Below are 24,849 nucleotides of genomic sequence, written 5' to 3'. Positions count from 1 at the left end.
TCATTGGCATGGGCGAGTGCATTGCGGGAACGGGGTATCGTACCCGATCGCCATGCGACGGTCGCTCACCCGGACGGCAATCTCCTCGTCGTGCGTGACCAGCATGAGTGCCGCGCCGGTGTCCGCGCAGGCTTCGAGGATCAGCGCCAGGGTGTCCTGCTGCGTTACCGGGTCCAGCCGCGAGGTGGGTTCGTCGGCGAACAGGAAGGCGGGCGTCAGCAGTAGCGCACGCAGCAGCGCAAAGCGCTGGAGTTCGCCGCCAGACACCGCACCCGGCCGGCGCGCGAGCAGGTTCGGCGCCAGTTTCAGCCGCTTGAGCAGCGGCGCGATGCGCGCCCGGTCGATCCGGTGCAGCGCGGCCAGATCCTCCAGCGCGCGGCCAATGCTGGCATGCGGGGCGAACGCGCCGGCCGGGTCCTGATAAAGTTTTTGATAGCGCACTTTTGCGATCCCATCCGGCCGATGTACCGCGCCGCCGTCCGGTGCGACCAGCCCGAGCAGCACGTTGCCGAGGGTCGATTTGCCGCTGCCGCTGGGCCCGGTGACCGCCAGTCGCTCGCCGGCGTGCAGGGTCAGGTCGAGGGAACGGAACAAGGTCCGGTCGCCGAATTGCTTGGTCACGCCGCACGCGCGCAGGATGTCATCGCCACCGGGCGACGGGGCGGTCAGCGGCGGCCAGTTCGCTGGCTCGGCAGCCACCAGCGCGCGCGTATAGGCATGCCCGGGCGCACCGAGGACCGCCGCGGCGTCTCCCCGTTCGACCAGCTTGCCGTCGAGCATGACCGCCACATCGCCGCCCAGCGCACGGGCCACGGCGATGTCGTGCGTGATCGTCAGCAGCGCGCATCCTTCGCCGAGCGCCGCCTGCAGCCGGGCCACCAGTTCATCGCGCCAGACGCGGTCGAGGCCTTTGGTGGGCTCATCGACAATCAGCACCGGCGCGCCGCCCGCCCGAGTGATGGCGAAGGCCACCCGCTGCGCCATGCCGCCGGACAGCGTCGTCGGCCACGCCTGCGCCGCGTGCGCCATGCCCAGCCCGTGCAGGTCGTGCAAGGCCCGGCGCCACGCCTGCGCGTTGCCGATCCCGGCCAGCGCATGTGTCTCCGCCAGTTGCCGGCCCACCCGCATGGTTGGATCGAGCGCGAACCACGGCTCCTGCGGCAACAGCGCCAGTTGTCGGCCCCACATCGCCCGCCGCGTGGCGGGGTCGGCGGCGTCGCAGCGGCGGCCATCGACCGTGAGGGTGCCGCCCGCGCGCAGGCCGCGCGGCAGCGTGCCCATCAGCGCATGCGCCAGCAGGCTCTTGCCGGAGCCGCTTTCGCCGAGCAGCGTCAGGGCGCGTCCGGCCTCCAGCGTGAACGACACCGGCGCAAGCAGCTGGCCGTCGGCGCTGTCCACGGTCAGCGCATCCACGGCCAGCAGGGGATGGGTGTCGATGCGGGTCATGCGTCGGCCTCCGCCGGCGCGCCGGTCGATACCAGCACCAGCCCCAGGATGGCGATCCCGAGCAGCAGGATCGGCCAGGCGATGATCCACGGCGCCTCCGCCGCATAAGGGAGCAACTCGGTCATCATCAGCCCCAGTTCAGCCGCCGGCGGCTGCGCGCCCAGGCCGACGAAGCCCATCGCCGCCAGCGCCAGCACCGCCGCGCCGGCGCCAAAACTCATCAGCGTGGCCAGCAGCGGCGCCAGCTCGGGCAGCAGATGCCGCCGCACGATATAGCCGGGACCGAAGCCGAGCAGCCGCGCCGCTTCCACATGATGGCTGGCCAGTACCACGCGCGCCGTGGCCCGCGTCACGCGGTAGTACTCGACCCACAGCACCAGCGACAGGCCGACATAGAGCGGCCAGTAGTCGCCCGGCGCGAACGCGCTCAGCAACAACACCAGCAGCAGGCCCGGCAGCGCCAGCACCGCGTCCGCCACGGCGCCGGTCAGGCGCTCGGTCCAGCCGCCGCGCCACGCGGCCAGCAGGCCGAGCAGCGTGCCCGGCACGGCGGCAGAGGCCACGCTCAGCAGCGCCAACCCGAGCGAGAGCCGCGCCGCGCTCGCCAGCCGCGCCAGCATGCTGCGGCCCAGATGGTCGGTGCCGAGCGGCTCGGCCAGTTGCGGCACCTGGAGAATGCCGTAGAGGTTCTGCTCGAACGGGGCGCGCGGCGCCAGCCAGGGGCCGACGATGGCGAACAGCGCCAGCATCAGCAGCAGGGCGGCGCCGGCTTTGCGGCGGGGATGCCAGGTCATCGGCCCCTCCCGATGCGCACGCGCGGATCGATCGCCGCGCAGGCCAGATCCACCAGCGTATTGAGCGCCACGAACAGCAGTCCCATGACCAGCGCCGTGCCCTGGATCATCGGCACGTCCCGCCCGAAGATCGCGTGAACCAGCGCATGGCCGATGCCGGGCCATGCGAACAGCGTCTCGATCACCACCACGCCCTCCACCAGAAAGACCAGTTGCACGCCGAGGTAGGCCACCAGCGGCACGGCGGCATTACGCACGCCGTGGCGCAGCAGCGCGGCCCGGTCAGAGAGCCCCTTGGTGCGCGCGAACAGGAAATACGGCGAGGCGGTCACCGTGGCCATCGCATCACGTGCCACGCGCATCGCCGTGGCGGCGAGGCCCAGCCCCAGCGTGAGCGCCGGAGCGATCAGCGAGCCGTGCGCGGCATCGCCGCCGGCTGGAATCAGGCCGAGTTGGACCGCCAGCACGGCCACCAGCACGATGCCGAGCACGAACGGCGGCAGCGCGCGCAGCAGCACGGACAGCCACAGCGTCAGCCGGTCCAGCCGGCCAGCGGGCCGCAGACCCGCCGCGAAGCCGAGCGGCACGGCGATGGCGCACGACACCGCCAGCGCCGCCAGCGCCAGCGACAGCGTATGGCCCAGTTGATGGGCGATTTCGGCGGCCACCGGCGCGCCCGTCACCGCCGAGACGCCCAGGTCCATCCGCAGCAGGTGCCCCCACCACGCCACGAGGCTCTCGAACCACGGCAGGCCGAGTCCCAGCTCCATGCGCACCGCTTCGGCGGCCTGCGCGGTGACCATGTCGTAGCCATAGCGGCCGGCGGCGATCCGGAACGCCATGTCGCCGGGCAACAGCCGCATCATCAGGAAGCTCACCGTGCCGACCAGCGCAGCCACCACGAGCGCCTGCACGCCACGCTGGAGCACGATGCGGCCAAGCTGGCGCGTGGTGTCGCGCCGGAGGGTGGCGGTAGGCACGGCCACCGGGTCGGCGCCGGGCAACGCGGCGCGGGTCAGGTTTTCCATTGCAGTTGCGTCAGCCGGTAGGAACGTTCGAAGGGATCGATGGACACCCCAGCCAGCCGGGGGCTGGCCGCCAGCGTCTGGCGATACCAGACCACGGGGATCAGCGGCATCGCGTCGTGCAGCGTGTCCGCCACCTGCCGACGCAGCGCCTCGGCGCGCGGGCCTTCCGGCGTGGACGGCAACGCGGCCAGCGCGGCCGTCACCGCCGGCGAAGACCAGCGCATCGGCCCCCAGTCCCCGCCCTGGACCGCGAAGTCCTGCGCCACCGCACCGAAGGCGTCCGGCACCACGCCGAAGTTGCGCGCCAGCAGGCCCACTTCGAGCGTGCCGTCGCGATGCCCGAACGGAATGTCGCTCGAATTGCCCACCGCTACGCGCACCGTCACGCCCACCTGCCGCCACTGCTCCTGGATGGCGGCGGCGATGACCGGCAGCTCGGGCCGGTCCGGGAAGGTGCGCAGCGTCAGCGCGAGCCGATCCGGGCCGCGCTGCAGGACGCCGTCGGCATCGGGCCGGAAGCCGGCCTCGGCCAGCAGGCCGCACGCGGCGGCAGGGTCGTAGGCCAGCGCAGGGAGTCGCGGATCGTGCCAGCCGGGCAGCGCGGGCGGGAACAACTGGCCTGCTGCCAGTGAAGGATCACGCAGGATGGCGCTGGCGATGCCGCGCCGGTCCAGCGCCAATGCCAGCGCGCGGCGCACTCGCACATCGGCCAGCAGGGGATGGCTGGCATTGAGCTTCAGCAGCGTGGTGCGGGGAACGGTCACGGCATGCACGGCCACGGCGCGGCCACGCTGGAGCCGTGCGATGCTGCCCGGGTCGAGCCCATAGGCCAGCTGGGCTTGTCCGGCCTCGGCCATCAGCGCGCGCATCTCGGCGCGGCCCACTGACAGATACTCGGCCCGCGTCACGGCTGGCCGGGCGCCGTGCCATCCGTCGAACGCTTCCACGGCGAAGTGCTGCGGCGGCGCGAGTTCGGTCACGCGGTACGGGCCCGATCCGATGATCGCGCGCACCGTGCCGTCGGCGCCGAGCGAGGCCGGCGCCAGCACCTGCGTGCTGCTATGGGAGAGCAACGCCGGCAGGGGGGCGAAGGGGCGCGTGAGCCGGATGCTTACCGCACCGGTTTCGGCATCGATCCCCGCGATCGGCGCCGCAGCCAGCACCCCGGCGGCATGGCGGGCGCGTCCGAGGGCGGCGACCACATCGGCGGCCATCACCGGCGTGCCGTCATGGAAACGCGCGCCCGGCCGCAGCGCGAAGCGCCATTGCAGGCCGTCTGGCGACATCTGCCAGCCGGCCGCCAGCCCCGGTACCGGCACGCCGGCCGGGGCGTAGTCGACCAGCGTCTCGGTGACCTGCATGCGCGAGAACAGGTAGCCGTTGCGCAGCGGATCGAGGCTGGACAGCTCCCACGGCCCGATCACGCGCAAGGTCGGCCGCGGCTGCGCGAACACGGCTTTCCCCGCGCCCACCGTCGACACAATCGGTGCCGCCAACGCAGCCTTCAGCAGCCGCCTGCGCTTCCCAATGTTCCCCATGGCGTCAGTAGCTGAGCCGCAGGCCCAGCCGCACCGTGCGGCCCGCGCCCGGCAGCACCCAGACGCTGCTGTAGGAACTGGCGTACCAGGTCTTGTCGAACAGGTTGTCCACGTTCAGCGTCACGCGCACGGTCTTGCTGTACTGCCAGTAGGCCAACAGGTCTGCCAGCGTGTAGGCGGGCAGCGAGAAGCTGTTCTGCGCATCGCCTGACCGTTTGCCGACGTAGCGCACGCCGCCGCCCACGCCGTAGCGCTGGCCGATGGGCGCAGCGTCCTCGTAGACCGCCATCAGGCTGCCGCTGGTGCGCGGGATGTTGAGCAGCGGCGTGCCGACGGGCAGCGTGCTGTCCTCGGTGATCTCGGCGTCGGTATAGGCCAGGTTGCCGCTCAGGCGCCAGTGCTTGCCGAGCTGCCCGGCCACGTCCAGTTCCACGCCCCGGCTGCGCGCCTCGCCGGCGGCCACCGAATAGGACGGATCGACCGGGTTCGCGGTCAGCACGTTGCGCTTGCGGATCTCGTACACCGCCAGCGTGCCGCCGATGCGGCGGTCGTCGCTGTCCACCTTCACGCCGGCCTCCACGGCGCGGCCGTGCTCGGGCGAGAACGCGTTGCCTGCGGCGTCGCTGCCGGCGTTGGGCCGGAACGAGCGGCTGGCGTTGGCGAACAGCGACACGTTGTGGCTGGCCAGATAGGTCAGCCCCACGCGCGGCGACACCGCCGTCTGGTGCTGGCTCGTCTCCGTGCCGCGCAGCCGGTTGTCGAGCGACTGGTTGAACGTATCGAAACGCACGCCCGCCAGCAGCCGCCAGCGCTCGCCCAGCCGCAACTGGTCCTGCGCATAGAGGCCGAGGCTGGTCTGGCGCTCGTAGGTGTCGGTGTTGGGGGCCAGCGCGGGCGGCGTCTGGCCGTACACGGGCTGATAGATGTCGATGGCGTAGGGCGCGGCGGCGCTGGGGTTGCGCCGCAGCTGCACCTGCGTATTGGCGAAGCGGTAGGTGTCGATGCCGACGATCACCTCGTGCCCGACTGGTCCGGTGGTGAACTTGCCGGTCACATCGGCCTGCAGCGACACATCGTCGGACTGGTAGTCCCGATAGCGCCGCTGCCGCGTCAGCGTACGGTTGTCCGCCTGCAGCGCGCTCGCCTCGGTCGAATAGCCTTCCAGGCTGCCGCCGCGATAGGCCACGGCCAGCCGGCCCTTCCAGTCGGGCGAGAACTGGTGCTCCACACTCAACTGGTGCGACTGGCTGTCCAGCCGCATCGCGCCGTCATTGGGCTCGCCCAGAAAGCGCGAGCGCGGCACCGCGCCGAGCCGTCCCTGCACCGCCACCACGCCACGGTCCAGCGGCGTGGTGAAGCGCTGGAATTCGCCCGCGTACTGGACGATGGTGTCGGCGCCGAGCATCCACGTCAGGGACGGCGCCACCAGATAGCGCTGGCTGTCGATGAAGTCCCGCGTGCTGCCCTGGTGGTCGGCCACGGCCACCAGCCGGCCTGCCAGCGTCTCGGTAATCGGCCCGGTGAGGTCGGCGGCGGCGCGGTAGCCGTCGCGGCTGCCCACCTCGAGATCGTAGGTCTGGCCGGGCTGGAAGCGCGGCTGCTTGGTGACGATGTTGAGGCTGCCGCCGGGCTCGCCGCTGCCATAGAGCGACGAGGTCGGCCCCTTCAGCACCTCCACGCGCTCGATGGTGGCGGCATCGCGCGGGGCGGTGAAGCCCCGGTTTGCCGTGAAGCCGTTGACCAGATAGGCCGCGCCGGTGTTCTCGTTGCCGGAGAAGCCGCGGATCGCGTAGTTGTCCCACAGCCCGCCGAAGCTGTTCTGGCGCGCCACGCCGCTCGCGTAGTCGAAGGTCTGGTCCAGCCGCGTGGCGCCGATATCGTCCAGCAGCGCGCGCGGCAGCACCCGCACGGACTGCGGCACCTCGCGCAGCGGGGTCTCGGTCCGCGTGGCACCGCTGGCCAGCGCCGGCGCGTAGGCGTCGTCCGCCTGGCTGACTACGGATACCTCGGGCAGGAGCGGGGCGTCGTCGGCCTCGGCGGCAGTGGCGGCCATGGCGGTGGTCGTGACAAGCGCGGCGTAGCGCAGCCGGTGGCGGCGAGCGGAAAAATAACGAGTTCGCATCGGAAAAGATGGTCGGCGAGGGAAAAGGGACAACTTCCTTTTTGCAACAGGGTTGCATTATAGGGAAATTTGCGACGGATACGCCACCACTTTTTCCGCAGATCGACATGCGGAACGATTGCAACAAAACTATTGAAAAGGCGACCGAAAAGATTGACTTCGGCCACGCAGGCCGGCGGCGTAGGCTGTGCGGATCTTTATCCCAACCGCCCCCATGCCCGAGCTGGCCGACCTCGTCACGCCTTCGCCGCCCTCGTGGATGCCGCAGACCACTGGCTGGCTCGTAGTGGCGTTGATCCTCCTGGCCGGCCTTGCCTGGCTGGGCTGGCGCGCCGGGCGGCGCTGGTATGCCAATCGGCATCGACGCGCGGCGCTGGTGGAGTTGTCGCGCTGGACGCCCCAACTGGCTGGCGACGATCGCACCCGGGCCCAGGCCCTGCTGGGGCTGGCCGAACTGCTCAAGCGGGTGGCTTTGGCCGAATGGCCGCGCGAGGCCGTCGCGCCCTTGTCCGGCGCCGGCTGGCACCAATTCCTCCACGCCCACGCGGGCACGGCCGCCGACGCGGTGCCCGGGCTCGCCGCGCTGGTCGATGACGCCGAGTACCGGGGCGCCACCGTGCTGGCCGCGTGGCCGCCGCAACAGGCCCATGCCACAGCCGATGCCTGCCGCCGGTGGATCGCCGCCTACCGTCGGGATAGCCGGGATAGCCGGGATAGCCGGGACTCGCCGCCCAACCGCCAATGATCGTCTTCGCCTATCCGTGGCTGTTCGTGCTGTTGCCCCTGCCGCTGCTGGTCTGGTGGCGGCTGCCGCCGTACCGGGAGCGCAGCGCCTCCGTGCGACTGCCGTTCTTCGAGGAAGTGGCCGATGCGGTCGGCCTGAAGCCGGCCACCGGCGCCCACGTGCCGCGCCGCAACCTCGTCCAGCGCGTATTGGCCCCGATTGCCTGGGCGCTGGTGGTCACGGCGCTGGCCCGGCCGCAGTTCCTGGAGCCCCCTCTATATAAGAAGGAGCCCGTGCGCGACCTGCTGGTGGCGCTGGACCTCTCCCAGTCGATGGACACCCGCGACTTCCGCGATACCGCCGGTGCGCTGGACACCCGCGTGCATGCCGTGCGCCAGGTGGTGGGGGATTTCGTCGCCCACCGCCCCGGCGACCGCATCGGCCTCATCGTCTTCGGCGACGCCCCGTACCCGCTCGCCCCCTTCACGCTGGACCACGCGCTGGTGCGCACGCTGATCGCGGACATGGTGCCCGGCATGGCCGGCGCCAGCACGGCGCTGGGCGATGCCATCGGCCTCGGCATCAAGCTGTTCGACAACAGCCACGCCGCGGAGAAGGTGATGATCGTGCTGACCGATGGCAACGACACCGCCAGCCGCATGCCGCCGGCGCAGGCCGCCGAGATTGCGCGCACGCGCGGGGTGGTGGTGCATACGATCGGCATCGGCGACCCGGCGGCCACGGGCGAGGCCAAGGTCGATCTGGATATGCTCAAGCGCATCGCCGGTAGCACGGGCGGGCGCTATTTCTTCGGCGCCGACCAGAACGCGCTGGCGGCGATCTACGCCACGCTGGACCGCGTCACCCCGCATCAGGAAAAGACGCTGAGCTGGCGCCCGCGCCGTGAGTTGTTCATGTGGCCGCTCGGCGTGGCCGTGTTGATCGTGCTGGGCTACCAGCTGGCGATGGCCGCCTACGCGCGCTGGACCTTCCGCGCCGCCCCACGCGCCTCCCGGGAGCCTGCCGCATGAGCGCGCTGTTCGAATCGCTCGCCCAGTTCCACTTCCTGCGCCCGTGGTGGCTGCTGCTGTTGCTGGCCGCCGTGTGGCTGCCGTGGGCGGTGGGGCGGCAGGGGGATGTGCGCCGGCGCTGGCGCGGCACCATCGCCCCGCATCTGCTCGATGCCCTCGTGGTGGGCGAGAAGCGCCGCCGCGCAGTGCGCCCGGTGCATGGGATTGCCGCGCTGCTGGCGCTGGGCGCCATCGCGCTGGCCGGCCCCACCTGGGAGCGCGAGCGCCCGCCGTTCCTGGCTGACAAGGCGCCGCTGGCCATCGCCATCGACCTCGGCACGACCATGGACGCCATCGACGTCAGCCCCACCCGTCTGGAGCGCGCCAAGCTCAAGGTCAAGGCGCTGCTGGCGCACCGCGACGGCGGCCGCACGGCGCTGTACGCCTACGCCGGCTCCACGCATATGGTCCTGCCGCTGACGGACGATGCGGACCTGCTCCAGACCTTCGTTGATGCGCTCCAGACCCGCATCATGCCGGTGCCCGGCAAGGACACCGCGCTGGCCGTGCGCACCGTCGACACGGCGCTGGCCAAGGAGCCGGTGCCCGGCACGATCCTGTTGCTGACCGATGGCGTGGAAGGCGGCGCCGCCAAGGCGATACAGGCGCAGCACGGCAGCCGGCGCACGCAGGTGGTGGTGCTCGCCATCGGCACGGCGGAGGGCGGGCCGCTGCGCGCGGGCGACGGCGCCGCGCCCGGGCTCGATGCCGATGGCCTGCACGCGCTGCGGGACAGCGGTATCCCGGTGGCCACGCTGACCACGGACAGCGACGCCGATGTGGCCTGGGTGCAGCGCCACGTGCAATCGCATGTGGAGCAGACCCACGCCAGTGACACGCAGCGCTGGCGCGACGCCGGCTGGCCCCTGACCATCCCCATCGCGCTGCTGGCCGTGCTGTGGTTCCGGAAGGGCTGGTCCGTGCGATGGGTCGCCGGGCTGGCCGTGGCGATGGCGCTTGGCGCGCCGCCTGCGCCTGCACAGGCTCAGGCTCCAGCCCAGGCCGAAGAGAAATCATGGACCTGGGCCGACCTCTGGCTCACCCCCGACCAGCAAGGCCGGCGCGCGTTCGAACGTGGCGATTACGCTATCGCCGCGCAGCGCTTCACCGATCCGATGTGGCGCGGCGTGGCCTACTACCGCAACGGCCAGTACGCGGAGGCCGCGCGCGCCTTCGGGCAGGTCAACACGACGGATGGCCAGTTCAACCTCGGCAACGCGCTGGCGCGGCAGGAAAAATATAAGGAAGCCTCGGCGCGCTATCGGCTGGTGCTGCAACAGCGTCCCGGCTGGCAGCCGGCGCAGAAAAACCTCGCGCTGATGACGCAGATGCTGGCGCGCAAGCCGCCCCCGCAGAGCGACGAGGAGTCGCCCGACATCCCGCCAGACAAAATCGTCGACGACCCGAGCAAGCCCCCACCGCCGCCCAGCGACCAGACCCAGCAGATGGGCCGCGTGCAGCAGAACGCCGAGATGTGGATGCGGGCGATCCAGACCTCGCCCACGGAGCTGCTGGCGCGCAAGTTCGCGCTGCAGGAGGGCAAGCCATGAGCGGGTGCCGGATGCGTCACGCCGTGGGCGTGGTCCTGCTGTGTGCCGCTACGTTCGCCCACGCGGCCGGGCCCGCTGTGCACGTGAAGGTGGTCGGGCCGCAGCCGGTGGTGGCGGGCCAGTCGGTGCAGGTGGAAGTCACCGTGCTTGCGCCGAATTTCTTCCTGTCCGCGCCGGCCTTCCCGGTGCTGCAGATCCCGGGCGCGGTGGTGACCATGCCCGACGACCGTGGCATCAACTCCACCGAGACCATCGACGGCGCCAGCTTCGCGGGCATCCGCAAGACCTACGTGGTCACGCCGCAGGGCGCCGGGGACTTCGCGTTGCCGCCCATCGAGTTCCGCTTCACCCACGCCGGGAGCGATGGCAAACCGCAGACGGCTACCGTCACGCTGCCGCCGACGACGATCCACGCCAGCGGGCAGGCGGGAAAGAGCGGGCAGGGCACGGCGACGCTTCCGGCTGGCGCGCTCCAGGTGACCCAGCAGTTCGACAAGCCCATCGACGAGAACAGCAAGCTGCGCGCCGGCGACGCACTGGTGCGCACCATCACCATCGTCGCGCCGGGCACCCCAGCGATGATGATCGCCCCGCCGGCCCCGCCCGCCCTTCAGCCGCCGCGCGGCGTGCGCCAGTTCCGTGCCGATCCGGTCCTGCAGGACGACGCCTCCGGTGGGCGCCGCATCGAAACCATTACCTATGTGTTCGAGGACAGCGGCCGCCACACCTTGCCGGCGGTGCCAGTGAGCTGGTACGACGCCGCCACGGGAAGGCGCGCGGCCTCGACGGCCCCGGCGGTGACCGTGAACGTGGCGCGCGCGGCACCCGGGCTGGGGCTGTCGCCGTCGGGCGGGCTGGCATGGCGCCCGCCGGCCTGGCTCGACGAGGTCGACTGGCGCATGACCGGCGCCATCGTCCTCGCGGTGCTGGTGCTGGGCTACGGGATCTGGCGATGGCGTAGGGGGCACGGTGCCGTCAGTGCCGCATGGCGCGCCCGCTGGCATCGCACCACGGAGACGTGCAGCAACCTCTGGCACCGCTCCGGCCTGCCGCCGCTGAATCCCGGCCAAGGTCCCGGCCAGGACTAGTTCTTTTCCGAAATCATTCAGATCGCACAAAAAAAGTTTGCATTCCTTTCGCTGCATGGAGCCTGCAAACTCCTCAGTGTTCACTGAAGTGCACTGGACGAGGGGTGGCATGTCACAGGGGCAGCGAGGGAAAGCTAAGTTGGGTGCGAAGGTGGCCCACGAATCCACATGGCGCGGCCGACTCTGGCTGGTGGCCCTGGCGGGCGCGATGGCGCTGGCTGGCGCGGGTGGCTCGTACTGGTATGCCTCGCGCAGCGGTCCAGGCGCGGGTGCGGGTGCATCGGCCGTCAAGTCGGGCGATGGCATCAGCGGGCCGCTCGGCATGGTCCATGTGCCCGGCGGCGAGTTCCTGATGGGCAGCGACCACAAGATGGCCCAGCCCAATGAACGTCCGGCCCACAAGGTGCGCGTGCCGGGCTTCTGGATGGACCAGCATCACGTCACCAATGCCGAATTCCGCAAGTTCGTCACCGCCACGGGCTACCTGACCACGGCCGAGCGCGCGCCTGACTGGGAGACCATGAAGGTCCAGCTTCCGCCCGGCACGCCGCGTCCGCCCGATAGCGCGATGGTGGCCGGCGCGATGGTCTTCGTCGCCACCAACGGCCCGGTGCCGCTGCGCGAGAACTGGCGCTGGTGGCGCTTCGTGCCCGGTGCGGACTGGCGCCATCCCACCGGCCCCGGCAGCAGCATCGAGGGCAAGGACGATCATCCCGTGGTGCAGGTGTCCTATGAGGACGCCGAGGCCTACGCCAAATGGGCCGGCAAGCGCCTGCCGACCGAGGCCGAATGGGAATTCGCGGCGCGCGGCGGGCTGGAGCAGGCCACCTACGCCTGGGGCGACCAGTTCGCGCCGGATGGCCGCCAGATGGCCAACGTCTGGCAGGGCCAGCAGGTGCAGCCGTTCCCGGTGGTCAGCGCCAAGGCCGGCGGCGCGGCGGGCACCAGCCCCGTGCGCACCTTCCCGGCCAACGGGTACGGGCTCTATGACATGACCGGCAATGCGTGGCAGTGGGTGGCCGACTGGTATCGCGCCGACCAGTTCCGCCGCGAGGCCGCCGAGATGAAGACCGTGGTGCTCAACCCGGCCGGCCCCCGTGACTCCTGGGACCCGAGCGAACCCGGCGTGCCCGTGAAGGCGCCCCGGCGCGTCACGCGCGGCGGCTCCTTCCTCTGCAACGAGGACTTCTGCCTGAGCTACCGCCCCAGCGCGCGGCGCGGCACGGACCCGTACACCAGCATGTCGCACCTCGGCTTCCGGCTCGTGATGGATGACAGCCGATGGACAGCCCTGCGCAAGCAGCCCGCCACGGCGATGCAGCCCCCGCCCCAGGACAGCGCGATGCCCCTGTCCGCCCAACTTTCCTCAACCGGAGTCAATCGATGAACGCGAAAGGACTTCCCTCGCAGCGGGCTACGGCGCGCCGCTGGCAACTCGCGGCCACGGCCGTCGTCGCGGCGCTCGCGATAGCGGGCTGTAAGCGGGCCGATGAGAACAAGCCTGCCGAGACGCAGGCCCCGGCCGCCCCGGCTGCTCAGGCCCCGGCCCCGGCCCCGGCAGCGCCGCCGCCCGTGACATCGACGACACCAGCCCCCACCACCCCCGTCCCGGCCACCGCCCCGGCGCAGGGCGCCTCGCCGGTGGCCGCCGCCCCGGCTGGCGCACGCAGCGGCAAGCCCAACATCGTCGTGATCTTTGGCGACGATGTTGGCCTCGGCAACGTCAGCGCGTTCAGCCACGGCGTGGTCGGCTACAAGACGCCGAACATCGACCGCATCGCCAAGGAAGGGATGATGCTGACCGACTACTACGCCGAGAACAGCTGCACGGCGGGCCGCTCCACCTTCATCACCGGACAGACCGTGTTCCGCACCGGGCTCTCCAAGGTGGGCCTGCCCGGCGCGCCGGTGGGCCTGCAGGACCGCGACATCACCATCGCCCAGGCCCTCAAGCCGCTGGGGTACAACACCGCGCAGTTCGGCAAGAACCACCTGGGCGACCAGGACCGCTTCCTGCCCACCAAGCACGGCTTCGACGAGTTCTTTGGCAACCTGTACCACCTGAACGCCGAGGAGGAACCCGAGCGCCCGTACTGGCCCAAGGACAACCCCGACTTCCTCAAGTACTACAACCCGCGCGGCGTGATCCACAGCACCGCGGACGGCAAGATTGAGGACACCGGGCCGCTGAACCGCAAGCGCATGGAGACCATCGACGACGAAACCACCGGCGCGGCGATCCAGTACATCCAGAAGCAGGCGCAGGGGGACAAGCCGTTCTTCCTGTGGATGAACTTCACGCGCATGCACCTGTTCACGCACGTGCGCCCCGAGTACCGCGGCAAGGCCGGGCTGGGCGGCGGCCACGAGTACGCGGACGGCATGTGGGAGATGGATCAGAACGTGGGCAAGCTGCTCAAGTCGATCGATGACGCCGGCATCACCAACAACACCATCGTGGTCTACACCACGGACAACGGGCCGAACTTCTTCACCTGGCCGGACGCCGCCAATACGCCGTTCCGCAGCGAGAAGGATTCGAACTGGGAAGGCGCCTACCGGGTCCCGGCGATGATCCGCTGGCCGGGGAAGATCCAGCCGGGCACGGTTTCCAACGGGCTGATGTCCGGGCTCGACTGGTTCCCCACGCTGCTGGCCGCCGCCGGTGATGGTGATGTGAAGGATCGCCTGGTCAAGGGCACCACGCTGGGCGGCAAGAGCGCCAAGGTGCACCTGGACGGCTACAACCAGTTGCCGATGCTGACCGGCCAGACCGAGAAGAGTGCGCGCAACGAGTTCTTCTACTTCAACGACGATGCCGAACTCGTGGCCATGCGCTATGACGTGCTCACGCAGGGCGCCACCCAGCCCACCGCGTGGAAGGTGGTGTTCTGCGAGCAGCGGGCGCGGGGCGGTTTCGAGGTCTGGAAGGAGCCGTTCACCTGCCTGCGCGCGCCGAAATACTTCAACCTGCGCATGGACCCCTACGAGCGCGCGGACACCGGGCCGACCAATCTTTACCACCAGCTCGAAACCGAGAACCCGTACCTGTTCATCGAGGGTAACCGGCGCGCCATCCAGTTCCTGCAGACCTTTGTCGACTATCCGCCCAGCCAGTTGCCGGCCAGCTTCACGATTGACCAGGCCGAGGCAAGCGTGAAACGCAAGGTGGCCGAGCAGATGGCCAAGGCACAGTCCGTCCAACCGCAGAAGAAGTGACGGCGGCGGACCGGAAGCTGGAACCCGCCATGGGCGCGCGCCAGAGTCGTGGCACGCGCACCGCCGCCCAGGCGGCGGTGCGGGCCGGCACGGCCTGGCGGGTGCCCGCCGCGCTGCTGGTCCTGTCCGGCGCAGCCGGGCTGGTCTATCAGGTCCTGTGGGTCAAGCAGCTTTCGCTGGTGCTCGGCGTGGATGTGCACGCCGTCACCGTTGGCGTCAGCGCGTTCTTCGCCGGGCTGGCGCTGGGCGGCTGGACCATTGGCCGATGGGCCGACCGCGCCGCTTCGCCCTGGCGGCTCTACCTGTGGCTGGAATGCGCGATTGCCGTGCTGGCGCTGGGCGCTACCCTGGCGCTGGCCCACGCGGCGGCGCCGTTCGCGTGGCTGGAAACCCGCGCCGGCATCGTGGCGTGGGCCTTGCCCGTGCTGCTGGTGGCCCTGCCGGCGGTAGCCATGGGCGGCACCATGCCCGTGCTGCTGCGCGCGATCCGTCCTTCCGGAGAACTTGGCGCCCATGGCGGGCGGCTGTATGCCGCCAATACCGCCGGGGCGATTGCCGGCACGCTGCTGGCGGCGTTCGTCGCCATTCCGCTGCTCGGTGTGTTCGGCAGCGCCTGCGCGGCGGCAGGGCTGAACCTGCTGGCTGGTGCCGGGGCGCTCTGGCAGAGCCGGCGGGTGCAGGCCGTCGCTGTTGCCTCTCCTTCGCCATCCATCGCGCCTGCCACGGGCACCGCGCAGCGGCGGCTGGCGCTGGGGCTCTACGCCGTGGCGGGCGGCATCGCGCTGGGCTATGAAGTGGTCTGGTCGCAGGCCATCGTCCAATTCCTGAGTACGCGGGCGTTTGCCTTCGCGGTGGTGCTGGCGACTTATCTGGCCGGGCTGGTGCTCGGCAGCGCGCTGGTGGCGCGCCGCGTGGACCGTTCGCGTGACCCGTGGAGTGCCTTCGCGCTGCTGGTGGTCGGGGCGGGGCTGGTGGCGCTGGTCGAATTCGCGTGGCTCGGGGAATGGCTGCCGGCCCTGCAATCCGCCGCCTACGCGCGGGTGCTGGAGGGCACGGGCAACCTGCTCGTCGCCTCCAGCGCGCGCTTTGCCGTGGCGGCGCTGTGCATCGTCTTCGTGCCCACCGTGTTGCTGGGCGCGGCGTTTCCGTACGCGGTGCGGCTCTCGGTCGATCCGGCACGGGTCGGGGCCGGGCTGGGCGCCGTGCTGGCGCTCAACACGCTGGGCGGCATCGCCGGATCGGTGCTGGCGGGCGTGGTGCTGGTGCCGTGGATTGGCGTGGTGCATACGCTGGGCGTGCTCGCTGCCGCCAGCGCGCTGGTAGCCGTGCTGGCGATGGCCTTTGGCGATGGCGTCACGCGTCGCGCCCGGGTGGCGATTCCGCTGCTGGCCGTGATCACGCTGATGGTGGCCGTGGCCACGCCGGCAGACCGGCTGGCTCGCCTGCTGGCGCAGGCGCGTGGCGGCGAACTGGTGTTCTACGAGGAAAGCCGGGGCGCCACGGTGGCTGTGGTGGAGCAATCCAAGGGCACGCAGAGCTTCCGGCGGCTCTATATCCAAGGGGTGTCGAACTCGGGCGATACCATGACGTCGCTGCGCTATATGCGCCTGCAGGCGCTGTTGCCGCTGATCGTCCACAACGGCACGCCGCGCTCGGCGCTGGTGATCGGGCTCGGCACCGGCATTACCGCCGGCGCGCTGCTCCAGTACCCGGGCCTCGAACACCGCGTGGTGGCGGAGCTGCTGCCAGCCGTGGTGCGCGCCGCGCCGAACTTCCGGGGCAATTTCGACGCCAGCCACGACAAGCGCATCGACATCCGCCTGCGCGACGGCCGCCGCGAACTGCTGCAGGGCACGCAGCGCTACGACCTCGTCACGCTGGAGCCGCCGCCGCCGTCCGCGAGCGGCGTGGTCAACCTCTATTCGCGCGAGTTCTACCAGTTGGCCGCCAGCCGCCTGCAACCGGGCGGCATCGTCGCCCAGTGGCTGCCGCTGCCGACCCAGAACCGCGACGACACCCGCTCGCTGGTGCGCAGCTTCCTCGACGTCTTCCCGCATGCCTCGCTCTGGACTACCGAACTCCACGAGATGCTGCTGGTGGGCTCGGCCGAACCGCTGAAGCTCGATGCGCCGACGATCGCCGCCCGCTTCCAGCAGCCCGAAGTCGCCAGCGCGCTGCGCGCCGTCGGCGTGGCCTCGCCGGCGGCACTGCTGGCCACCTACATTACGGACCGCGATGGCCTCGACTGGTTTGCCGGCGATGCCCCCGCCGTGACCGACGACCGCCCGCGCATCGAGTACACCGGCTGGGTGCGCCAGAAGGCGTTCGTGCCAGTGCTGCGCGAGCTGCTGGCGCTGCAATCGGACCCGCCGCTCACCGGCGGCGACGATGCCCTGCAACAGGCGATCCGCCGGGAGCGCGACAACCTCCAGACCTTCTACGCCGCCGGCCTGGACGCCTACGAGGGCAACCGGCAAGCCTGGAGCCACCACATCACCGAGGCGATCCAGGCCGACCCCGACAATCCCTACTACCGCTGGTTCACCGGAGGCGGCCGATGAGTGCCCGCGACGACATCCTCACGCTGCAGGCCCGCATGGGCGAGTCCATCGTCGGGCAGGCGCGCATGATCGAACGGCTGCTGCTCGGCCTGCTGGCGGATGGCCACCTGCTGGTGGAGGGCCTGCCGGGGCTGGCCAAGACCCGGGCGATCAAGAGCCTGGCGCGCCATCTGGACGCGCGGCTCTCGCGCATCCAGTTCACGCCCGACCTGCTGCCGGCCGACATCACCGGCTCCGATATCTATGTGACGGACGCCGGCCGGGGCGACTTCCGCTTCCAGGCCGGGCCGATCTTCGCCAACCTGATCCTCGCCGACGAGGTCAACCGCTCGCCCGCCAAGGTGCAGGCCGCGCTGCTCGAAGCCATGGAGGAGCGGCAGGTGACCGTGGGGGGCCAGACACACAAGCTCGAGCCGCTGTTCCTGGTCATGGCGACGCAGAACCCGATCGAGCAGGAGGGCACTTATCCGCTGCCCGAGGCGCAGATGGACCGCTTCCTGATGCATGTGAACGTGGGCTACCCCGAGGCCAGCGCGGAGGCCGAGATCATCCGGCTGGCGCGCAGCGAGGAAGCGCCGCCGCCGCAGGCCGCTGGTGGCGCCCCGGCGGACAAGCTCTCGCCCGAGTCCGTGTTCGCGGCGCGGGCGGCCATCCACGGCATTGCCGTCAGTGAGCCGGTGGAGCGCTATATCGTCGCGCTGGTGCAGGCCACGCGTGACCCGGGCCAGTTCGACGATGACCTCAAGCGCTGGATTCAGGTGGGCGTGAGCCCGCGCGGGTCGATCGGGCTGGACAAGGTGGCGCGCGCCATCGCCTGGCTGCGCGGGCGCGATCACGTGACCCCGGACGATGTGCAGGCCGTGGTGCACGACGTGTTCCGCCATCGGCTGATCCTGTCCTACGAGGCCCACGCCGCGTCCGTCAGCGCCGATGCGGTGATCGACCGCCTGCTGCAACGCGTGGCCGTGGCCTGACAGCCACCCCACCATGCCGCGCGACTTCGCCGCCCGCGACCGAGCCGCCACCGGTGCCGGCGCGGCCCCCTCGACCGCCACGCCGGGCGTCAACGTCGACATGAACGCGCTGGCCGCCCTGGAGGCCACGGCCCGCGACTTCCACTTCCGCACGCGCCAGCCGGTGCACAGCCTGCTGTCCGGCCGGCACGGCTCACGGGTGCGCGGGCGCGGGCTGGCCTTCGAGGAGGTGCGCGGCTACCTGCCCGGCGACGATGTGCGGACCATGGACTGGCGCGTGACGGCGCGCACCGGCAAGCCGCACGTGCGCGTCTATGCCGAGGAGAAGGAGCGCCCGGTGCTGCTGGTGGTGGACCAGCGCATGAACATGTTCTTCGGCAGCCGGCGCGCGATGAAATCGGTCGTGGCGGCAGAAGTGGCCGCACTGGCCGCGTGGCGCATCGTGGCCGATGGTGATCGCGTCGGCGGCATCCTGTTCGGCGATACCGACCTGACCGCCAGCGCGCCGCGCCGCAGCCGGGATGCCGTGCTGCACCTGCTGGGCGATCTCGTCGCCCATAACCGCCGCCTGCATGCCGAGGCAACCGCCCGGCGCGGCGCCGACCAGTTCAACGCAGCGCTGGAGCGCGCGGTGCGGCTGGCGGGCCACGACCATCTCGTCATCGTCATCAGCGACTTCGACGGCGCCGACGACCGCACGCGCCGGCTGATGCTGGCGCTGCGCAGCCGTAATGACGTGCTGTCGGTGCTGGTCTACGACCCCTTCCTGCTGGAGTTGCCCGATTCCGGCCACCTCGTGGTCAGCGACGGCGAGCTGCAGGTGGAACTGGGCTTCGGCCGCGCCACGCTGCGCGACCAGATCGGCAGCTTCGCCAGCCAGCACAGCCAGGCGCTGTTCGACTGGCACCACGGCATCGGCGTGCCGCTGCTGCCGGTTTCTGCCGCCGAGGACGTGGCGGTGCAGCTGCGGCGGCTGTTGGGGTAGGGGAGAGCGGGGAAGAACCCAGGCATATCAAGCCCTGCCGGTTTGCTCCCCTCGCCCGCTTGCGGGAGAGGGGTTGGGGGAGAGGGCCGGGGTGTCTCGATGCGATGGCGCACGTTGAGCCGCCTACCCTCTCCCCCGCCCCTCTCCCAGAGGGAGAGGGGAGAGACTCTACATCCCGTAATACGGCCGATTCGCCTCGATTCGGGCGCGCTCAGACTCGGGGAACGCCCCTTCGGCGAGCAGCCGGATCAGCGCGGCGCGGCCTTGTTCCTGGGCGCCGATGTAGTAGGCGCAGACCGTCAGCTCGTCCAGCGCACGCCAGCGGTAGACCGAGGTATCGACGAACAGCGCGTCGGCGGGGAGCGGCATCGCCGCCGCCTGCTGGGCGTAGAGGTGCCCGAGCGCGTATTCCCCGCGCTGGCGGTGCCAGCGGGCCAGGTCGCACAGCGGCTCGGCGCGGGTGGGGCGGGCCTGATAGGCGGCCAGGTAGGCCGCGGTCACCGTCTCGGCCGGCGCGCCGTCCAGCGCGAGCATCGCCGCGCACTGGTAGGTGGCGAACCACTGCTCCTCGTCCCATCCCCCCATGGCGGCCCGCGCGCGGTAGTGGCGCAGGGCGTCCGCCGGCCGGCCAGCGTCCCGGCAGCTTTGGGCGAGGTAGAAACGGTAGCGCGTGTTGTCCGGGGCGTCGGCCACGGCGCGCTCCAGCACCTCGATATCGCGCAGATAGGTGTTCGGGTCGCGGGCCCGCGCGCCGTCGCGCGAGACCACGATGGATGGGCCCTGCAGGTCGTCCCAGACCGCCGGGGTATCGCAGGTCAGGTATTCGTGGATCACCCCTTCCCAGCGCCACGGCACCCCCGCCCGCACCAGCGCGTTGCGCTGGTACTGCCAGCCGCTCAGTTCGCAGCGCAGCCGGTAGCCATCCGTGCCGAGCGCCGGCCAGCGGAAGCCGTCCGGCACGCCCAGCATTTCGTCGGCATCGATGAACAGGATGTAGTCGTCCGGCTGGCACTGTGCCCGGGCCAGTGTGAGCGCCTCGTTGCGGTTGTGGGCGAAGTCGCGCCAGGGCCGCTCGTGCACCGCGCCCGGCAGGCCCGCCATGCACGCGGCAATGCGCTGCTGCGTGCCATCGGTAGAGCCGGTATCGACGATCAGCCAGCTATCGATCCATGGGCGCACGGACGCGAGGCAGCGCGCGATGACCGGCGCCTCGTTCTTGACGATCATGTTCAGGCAGATGCGTGGCATGGAGCTTGGGGTGGGGTGGGTTGGGTGGCGCATCTTGCGGCCACGGCGGTGTGGGCTGCCGTGGCCGGAGGCGGTGCTGCTGCCGTCAGATGTGCTGCGGGAACAGCCCCTCGGTACAGATCATATAGGTCAGGTTCGCCGGCGCCTGGCCAGTCAGGTTCGGCAGCGCGAAGTTCGTCGTGCCGTCGCCGCCATACGTGGTGCCGATGAGCGAGAACAAGGCCGTATAGGTCCAGATCGGCAGGAGCTGGCCCTTGGCGACCATGCCGCCCAGCTCGTAGTTCTCCGGGTAGGGCAGGGCGGTCAGCCAGACCTCGCCGAGCGTGCACACGCCGGTTGCGCCGTCCTGGCCTTGATTGCCTTGCGGGCCCTGGGCACCGGTTGCGCCGGTGGCACCCGTTGCACCGGTTGCCCCCGTGGCGCCGGTCGCGCCCGTGACACCCGTAGCACCAGTGTTGCCGGTCGGGCCTTGCGGGCCGGACGGGCCGGTGATACCCGTGGCGCCGGTGGCCCCCGTGGCACCCGTCACACCAGTGGGGCCTGCCGCGCCAGTGGTGCCGGTGGCACCCGAGGGGCCGGAGGCGCCGGTGCTGCCCGTCGCCCCAGTCGCACCCGTGGCGCCAGTCGGCCCGGTTGCGCCCGTGGCACCCGCGGCGCCCGGACTGCCCACATCGCCACGCGCCACGTCCTGCGAGATCGCGCCCAGCGAGGTCTGGCGGGCGGCCAACTGCATGGCGAGGGCTTCGAGCTTGTCGTCATAGGCATCGCCGAACACCGGCTTGAACGGCTGGTTCAGCAGGTTCAGGCCGCTGGTGTCCACGCCCAGGTTGACCAGACGGGCGCGCACGAGGGTGAGCACCGAGGCCAGGTTGGACTGCATCAGGCTGGCCAGCGTGGGGTTGAACGCGTTGAACACCGTGCCGGTGTCGGGGTTCTGCGCGGCGCCCGCGACCACCAGTTCCGTGATCGGCGTGATGTTGGTCGTGCCGGGACCTTGAATGTAGGAATGCAGCGTCAGCCCGGCGGGGCCGGTCACGCGCGCCACGCAGGGCAGCGCCAGACCGGCGGACGACACCGACCATGCACCGTTGGCGTCACTCGTGGTCGAGGCCGTGCCAGCGGCGCAGCGCAGATCGACGGCGCCGTTCTGGACCGGCGCGCCGGTGGCCGCCGTGCCCGAGAGCGTGGCCGCCGCCGGCGCAGCCGCCGCCGGGGCGCTGGTGCCCGAATCGTCGCCGCCGCCGCAGGCGGTCAGCAGTTGGGCCGTGGCCATGGAAAGGGCGAGCGCCCACCGGTTCTGTTTCATCGTATTCCCCTGAATGGCGCGTCGCCGGCGTGTGAGTTGCCGGTCCGGAGCCTGTTATGTATCGAACGTGTGTTGAACGGAAAGGCCGTGACCAAACGGCCGTGGCGTGCGCCGGGTGGAGCCACCCGTCACGCCGGGCGTGATGATATGTCAACAAACCCGGAATTTCTGCCACCGATAAGGGGCAAGTGCGGAGTGCTGGGACTTGCGGGAGGTCGGGGGATGCACATGCGGGGTGTGTGACGTTTAAGCCTCCTGTCACAGCCCCGCATGGCTATTGCGGATTAAAAGCTGCTCAGACCGTGCCCATCGCCGGGTCGGTGATGGTGTGCTGGCCGGTTTCCACGCGGCCGGCAAAGCGGCGGTAGTACGCGCTGTCGTGCGGGGTCGTCACGGCGAAGTCGTACCACTGTCCGCTGTCCTTCAGCGACCAGTGCAGCGTCTGCGTGCCGCCGGCAGCCACCGTGGCTTCCCACGGACCGTCCGTGCGATAGGCCAGCGGGGCCACGCGGAAGGTGCAGGCGGCCTTGCCGGTGTTCATCAGGTCGACGTAGACGTCGCCATTGGCGATGTCATAGCAGACGCGCACCTCCGCCACACCGAGCGCGCCGCCCAGCACGGTCGTATCGCCCTTGAAATGGCGATGGAAACCGTTCGGGCCGAGCACCCACAGGTCGTACTGGCCCGGCGCGGCGGCCGACGTGCTCCAGCTATCGGACAGATTCTTGCCTGCCTCCACCATGTAGCGGCGCGGAATGCTGTTCAGGTCGTTGCGGTCGTACACGTGGAACACGGCCGCCTGCGTGCCCGAGTTGGCGAACAGGATCTCCACCTGGCCGTTCACATGGGCGCGCGCGCTGGCGTGCAGCTCGTAGGGCAGGGCGCGCGACGGACGCGTGCCGGTGGCCTGCTCCGGCAGGTTGATGTCGGAGGGCACCGGCACGGCCGGCAACGCCTGCTGGGCCACGCGCAGGGCGTCCGCCGCAGCGCGCGAGCCGCGGCCGGCGAGCGTGGGCAGCGCCTCGCTGTTCGGCGTCTTGAAATTGAACGCCGAGGTCAGGTCGCCGCAGACCGCGCGGCGGAACGGGCTGATGTTGGGCTCCTGCACGCCGAAACGGGCCTCCAGGAAGCGCAGCACCGAGGTGTGGTCGAACACCTGCGAATTGACCCAGCCGCCCCGGCTCCACGGGGAAATCACGAACATCGGCACGCGCGGGCCCGGGCCGAACACGCGGCCATCGCGGGCCGGCTGGCTGGTGCTGCCTACCGGCGGCGACTGCGTGTAGTACTCGGCGGCCATGTCGGCATCGGTCAGCGTGGTCTTGCCGGCCAGCGTGCTGTCGGCATTGCGCGACGGGGCGGACGGCGACGGCACGTGGTCGAAGTAGCCATCGTTCTCGTCGAAGTTGACCAGCAGCACGGTCTTGCTCCAGACGTCCGGATTGGCGGTCAGCGCGTCCAGCACTTCCTGGAGGAACCACGCGCCCTGCACGGGCGTGGACGGCCCCGGGTGCTCGCAGTAGATCGACGGCGCGTTGATCCACGACACCGCCGGCAGCTTGCCATTGGCGATGTCCTGCTTGAAGGCGTCGAGGTACTGCTCCGGCTGGGTGCCCGGCAGCGTGTTGGCCACGCCCTTGTAGAGCGGATTGGCGGCGTTGTCGGTGGCCGCGTCATAGGCCTTGTACGGCACGGCCTGCCCGGTGTTGGTGTACGGGGCGCCCGGCGAGCCGCCGCTGGACACCGGGAAGCCCGAGTTCAGGTTGGCGCGGCGGAAGGTCTGGAACGCGCCCAGCATGTTGTCGCCCCATTCGTCGGGCATGTTCTGGTAGCTGATCCAGTTGATGCCGGCTTCCTCGAGCCGCTCGGCGTAGGTCTTCCACGTGTAGCCGATGTTGGCGTCGGCGGCCACGCCGTTGATGGCATCCCACTCGTTGTTCACGAAGGCCCGGTTCAGCGGCATCGCGCCGTTGGTGCCGGTCATGTGGAACGAGCGATTGGCGTCGGTGCCGGTGTGCATCGCGCAGTGGTAGGCATCGCACAGCGTGAAGGCGTTGGCCAGCGCGAACTGGAACGGGATCTCCTGTTCCTTGAAGTAGCCCATCGACGTGTCCGTCTTGGCCACCGGCCAGCGCGACATGCGGCCGTGGTCCCAGGCGGCCTGGCTGTCCGACCAGGCGTGCGGCGTGCCGGCCGTGCGCTGGGCGTTGTTGGCGGCGCCGTTCAGGTGGTACGGCGTGATCAGCGAGCCGTTGGTGCGCGCCTGCTGCCAGACGTTGCGGCCACTGGGCATGGGGATGGTCAGGCGGTCGCCAAACCCGCGCACGCCGCTGAGCGTGCCGAAGTAATGGTCGAACGAGCGGTTTTCCTGCATCAGGATGACCACGTGCTCCACATCGGCGATGGTGCCGGTGGCGTTATTGGCCGGAATGGCCAGCGCGCGGCGGATGCTGGGCGGAAAGGCGGCCAGGGCGGCGGCGGAGAAAGCCGTGCCCATGCTCGCCTGCAAGAACTTGCGGCGGGAGATCATTGTTCGGGTTCTGGATTTGTTGGGGAGAGGTGCCGTCAGGGACGGTCAGGGCGCGCAGCGCTTGTCCGGGGCCGGCGCGGAGGCGGGCGGCGGATCGCCGGCGGGCGGCTGGCTCGGGCTGGGCTTGTTGTCGTCGCCGCCGCAGGCGGCCAGCAGCAGCGCGGCAAGGCACGCGGCCGCGAGGGCGGTCGTCAAACTGGCTTGTTTCATGGGGTCAGGGCTGGTTGGATCGGGTCTGCCACATCAGCAGACCCGCAAGCCTATGTGTCAGGAATGACACAATCGTGACCTTTGCTGCATTAGGGTGATCTGTGCAGCACGCGGGGGAGACGCCTACAACGGTCCTCGAAGTGACTTGAGTCCCACCCAGATCACGCCGATCACCACATTGATCGGCACGCTGAGCACGCTAGGGACGTAGAAGATGGCCGACAGCGCGGGCGCGCTCATCATGGATTCGGCGATGCCCCCGAGGGCGAACAGGATCAGGCCGCACCAGAGCCAGCGCCGCATATAGGTGGGCAGCCAGTGGGCGCGCGACTGGTTGAAGCGCCACGCCGCCGCGCGCTCGAACAGGTCGCCCCGGCTGGCGTCCTTGAACAGCCAGCCGAAGAAGAAAAAGCGGTACAGCAGCGTGCGAAACGCAAGCTCTTGCATGATGCGCGG

Annotated in this window: 19 protein-coding genes; 9 read left to right on the top strand and 10 right to left on the bottom strand. The window is 70.5% G+C overall.

Translation table 11 applies throughout. From position 1 onward, the window contains the following. The 5 genes from BM115_RS17325 to BM115_RS17305 form a co-directional block, all read right to left on the bottom strand. The gene (locus BM115_RS17325; protein ID WP_092296519.1) at nucleotides 1–1,446 is read right to left on the bottom strand and encodes an ABC transporter ATP-binding protein; all 1,446 of its coding nucleotides are present in this window, start codon (nucleotides 1,444–1,446) and stop codon (nucleotides 1–3) included. Beyond that, complete coding sequence (locus tag BM115_RS17320) at nucleotides 1,443–2,240, bottom strand: ABC transporter permease (protein WP_092296516.1); 798 nt, start codon at nucleotides 2,238–2,240, stop codon at nucleotides 1,443–1,445. Before BM115_RS17320 ends, BM115_RS17325 begins: the two co-directional genes overlap by 4 nt. Beyond that, nucleotides 2,237–3,268 (bottom strand): ABC transporter permease, encoded by a 1,032-nt coding sequence (locus BM115_RS17315; RefSeq protein ID WP_255370880.1) that lies wholly within the window; start codon nucleotides 3,266–3,268, stop codon nucleotides 2,237–2,239. Before BM115_RS17315 ends, BM115_RS17320 begins: the two co-directional genes overlap by 4 nt. After that, nucleotides 3,256–4,722 (bottom strand): ABC transporter substrate-binding protein, encoded by a 1,467-nt coding sequence (locus BM115_RS17310; RefSeq protein WP_255370879.1) that lies wholly within the window; start codon nucleotides 4,720–4,722, stop codon nucleotides 3,256–3,258. Before BM115_RS17310 ends, BM115_RS17315 begins: the two co-directional genes overlap by 13 nt. A gap of 88 nt (nucleotides 4,723–4,810) precedes the next feature. Beyond that, a complete protein-coding gene (locus BM115_RS17305) occupies nucleotides 4,811–6,928 on the bottom strand; it encodes a TonB-dependent siderophore receptor (protein WP_092296510.1) in 2,118 nt (705 codons plus the stop codon). A gap of 214 nt (nucleotides 6,929–7,142) precedes the next feature. Between BM115_RS17305 and BM115_RS17300 the strand changes: the two genes are divergently transcribed. The 9 genes from BM115_RS17300 to BM115_RS17260 all read left to right on the top strand — a co-directional run bounded on the left by BM115_RS17300 (nucleotide 7,143) and on the right by BM115_RS17260 (nucleotide 19,099). Further along, nucleotides 7,143–7,673 carry a DUF4381 domain-containing protein gene (locus tag BM115_RS17300; RefSeq protein WP_092296507.1) on the top strand — a complete coding sequence of 177 codons (531 nt, stop codon included), beginning with the start codon at nucleotides 7,143–7,145 and terminating at the stop codon, nucleotides 7,671–7,673. Further along, nucleotides 7,670–8,683 (top strand): vWA domain-containing protein, encoded by a 1,014-nt coding sequence (locus tag BM115_RS17295; protein ID WP_092296504.1) that lies wholly within the window; start codon nucleotides 7,670–7,672, stop codon nucleotides 8,681–8,683. Before BM115_RS17300 ends, BM115_RS17295 begins: the two co-directional genes overlap by 4 nt. Beyond that, nucleotides 8,680–10,272, top strand: coding sequence for a vWA domain-containing protein (locus tag BM115_RS17290; protein ID WP_092296502.1), 1,593 nt, complete (start codon nucleotides 8,680–8,682; stop codon nucleotides 10,270–10,272). Before BM115_RS17295 ends, BM115_RS17290 begins: the two co-directional genes overlap by 4 nt. Then, nucleotides 10,269–11,360: a BatD family protein gene (locus tag BM115_RS17285; RefSeq protein ID WP_255370878.1), complete on the top strand. Its 1,092-nt coding sequence runs from the start codon at nucleotides 10,269–10,271 to the stop codon at nucleotides 11,358–11,360. Before BM115_RS17290 ends, BM115_RS17285 begins: the two co-directional genes overlap by 4 nt. A gap of 208 nt (nucleotides 11,361–11,568) precedes the next feature. Further along, the gene (locus BM115_RS17280; RefSeq protein WP_255370886.1) at nucleotides 11,569–12,747 is read left to right on the top strand and encodes a formylglycine-generating enzyme family protein; all 1,179 of its coding nucleotides are present in this window, start codon (nucleotides 11,569–11,571) and stop codon (nucleotides 12,745–12,747) included. Next, the gene (locus BM115_RS17275; RefSeq protein WP_092296493.1) at nucleotides 12,744–14,579 is read left to right on the top strand and encodes an arylsulfatase; all 1,836 of its coding nucleotides are present in this window, start codon (nucleotides 12,744–12,746) and stop codon (nucleotides 14,577–14,579) included. The genes BM115_RS17280 and BM115_RS17275 overlap by 4 nt, the downstream gene beginning before the upstream one ends. A gap of 29 nt (nucleotides 14,580–14,608) precedes the next feature. After that, nucleotides 14,609–17,140 (top strand): fused MFS/spermidine synthase, encoded by a 2,532-nt coding sequence (locus BM115_RS17270; RefSeq protein WP_092296838.1) that lies wholly within the window; start codon nucleotides 14,609–14,611, stop codon nucleotides 17,138–17,140. Beyond that, nucleotides 17,137–18,114 (top strand): AAA family ATPase, encoded by a 978-nt coding sequence (locus BM115_RS17265; RefSeq protein ID WP_092296490.1) that lies wholly within the window; start codon nucleotides 17,137–17,139, stop codon nucleotides 18,112–18,114. Before BM115_RS17270 ends, BM115_RS17265 begins: the two co-directional genes overlap by 4 nt. A 13-nt stretch (nucleotides 18,115–18,127) precedes the next feature. After that, entirely contained in the window at nucleotides 18,128–19,099 is a 972-nt protein-coding gene (locus BM115_RS17260) for a DUF58 domain-containing protein (protein ID WP_092296487.1), read from the top strand. A gap of 168 nt (nucleotides 19,100–19,267) precedes the next feature. On the opposite strand, the gene BM115_RS17255 is transcribed toward BM115_RS17260, so the two are convergent. From BM115_RS17255 to BM115_RS17240, 5 genes are all read right to left on the bottom strand, one after another. Next, nucleotides 19,268–20,347, bottom strand: a complete 1,080-nt coding sequence (locus BM115_RS17255) for a glycosyltransferase (RefSeq protein ID WP_092296484.1) — start codon at nucleotides 20,345–20,347, stop codon at nucleotides 19,268–19,270. An 85-nt stretch (nucleotides 20,348–20,432) separates the two neighbouring features. Continuing rightward, a complete protein-coding gene (locus BM115_RS17250; protein WP_255370877.1) occupies nucleotides 20,433–21,653 on the bottom strand; it encodes a phage tail protein in 1,221 nt (406 codons plus the stop codon). A gap of 295 nt (nucleotides 21,654–21,948) precedes the next feature. Next, complete coding sequence (locus tag BM115_RS17245; RefSeq protein ID WP_092296478.1) at nucleotides 21,949–24,183, bottom strand: phosphocholine-specific phospholipase C; 2,235 nt, start codon at nucleotides 24,181–24,183, stop codon at nucleotides 21,949–21,951. Nucleotides 24,184–24,228: 45 nt separating this feature from the next. Beyond that, a complete protein-coding gene (locus BM115_RS27315) occupies nucleotides 24,229–24,393 on the bottom strand; it encodes a hypothetical protein (protein WP_177219952.1) in 165 nt (54 codons plus the stop codon). A 123-nt stretch (nucleotides 24,394–24,516) separates the two neighbouring features. Beyond that, a complete protein-coding gene (locus tag BM115_RS17240) occupies nucleotides 24,517–24,840 on the bottom strand; it encodes a hypothetical protein (protein ID WP_092296475.1) in 324 nt (107 codons plus the stop codon). Nucleotides 24,841–24,849 lie beyond the last annotated feature (9 nt).

The organism is Cupriavidus sp. OV096 (genome assembly GCF_900115455.1).
Taxonomy (GTDB): domain Bacteria; phylum Pseudomonadota; class Gammaproteobacteria; order Burkholderiales; family Burkholderiaceae; genus Cupriavidus.
Note: the sequence above shows the minus strand (reverse complement) of the source record. Positions and strands in the feature narration are given on the sequence as shown.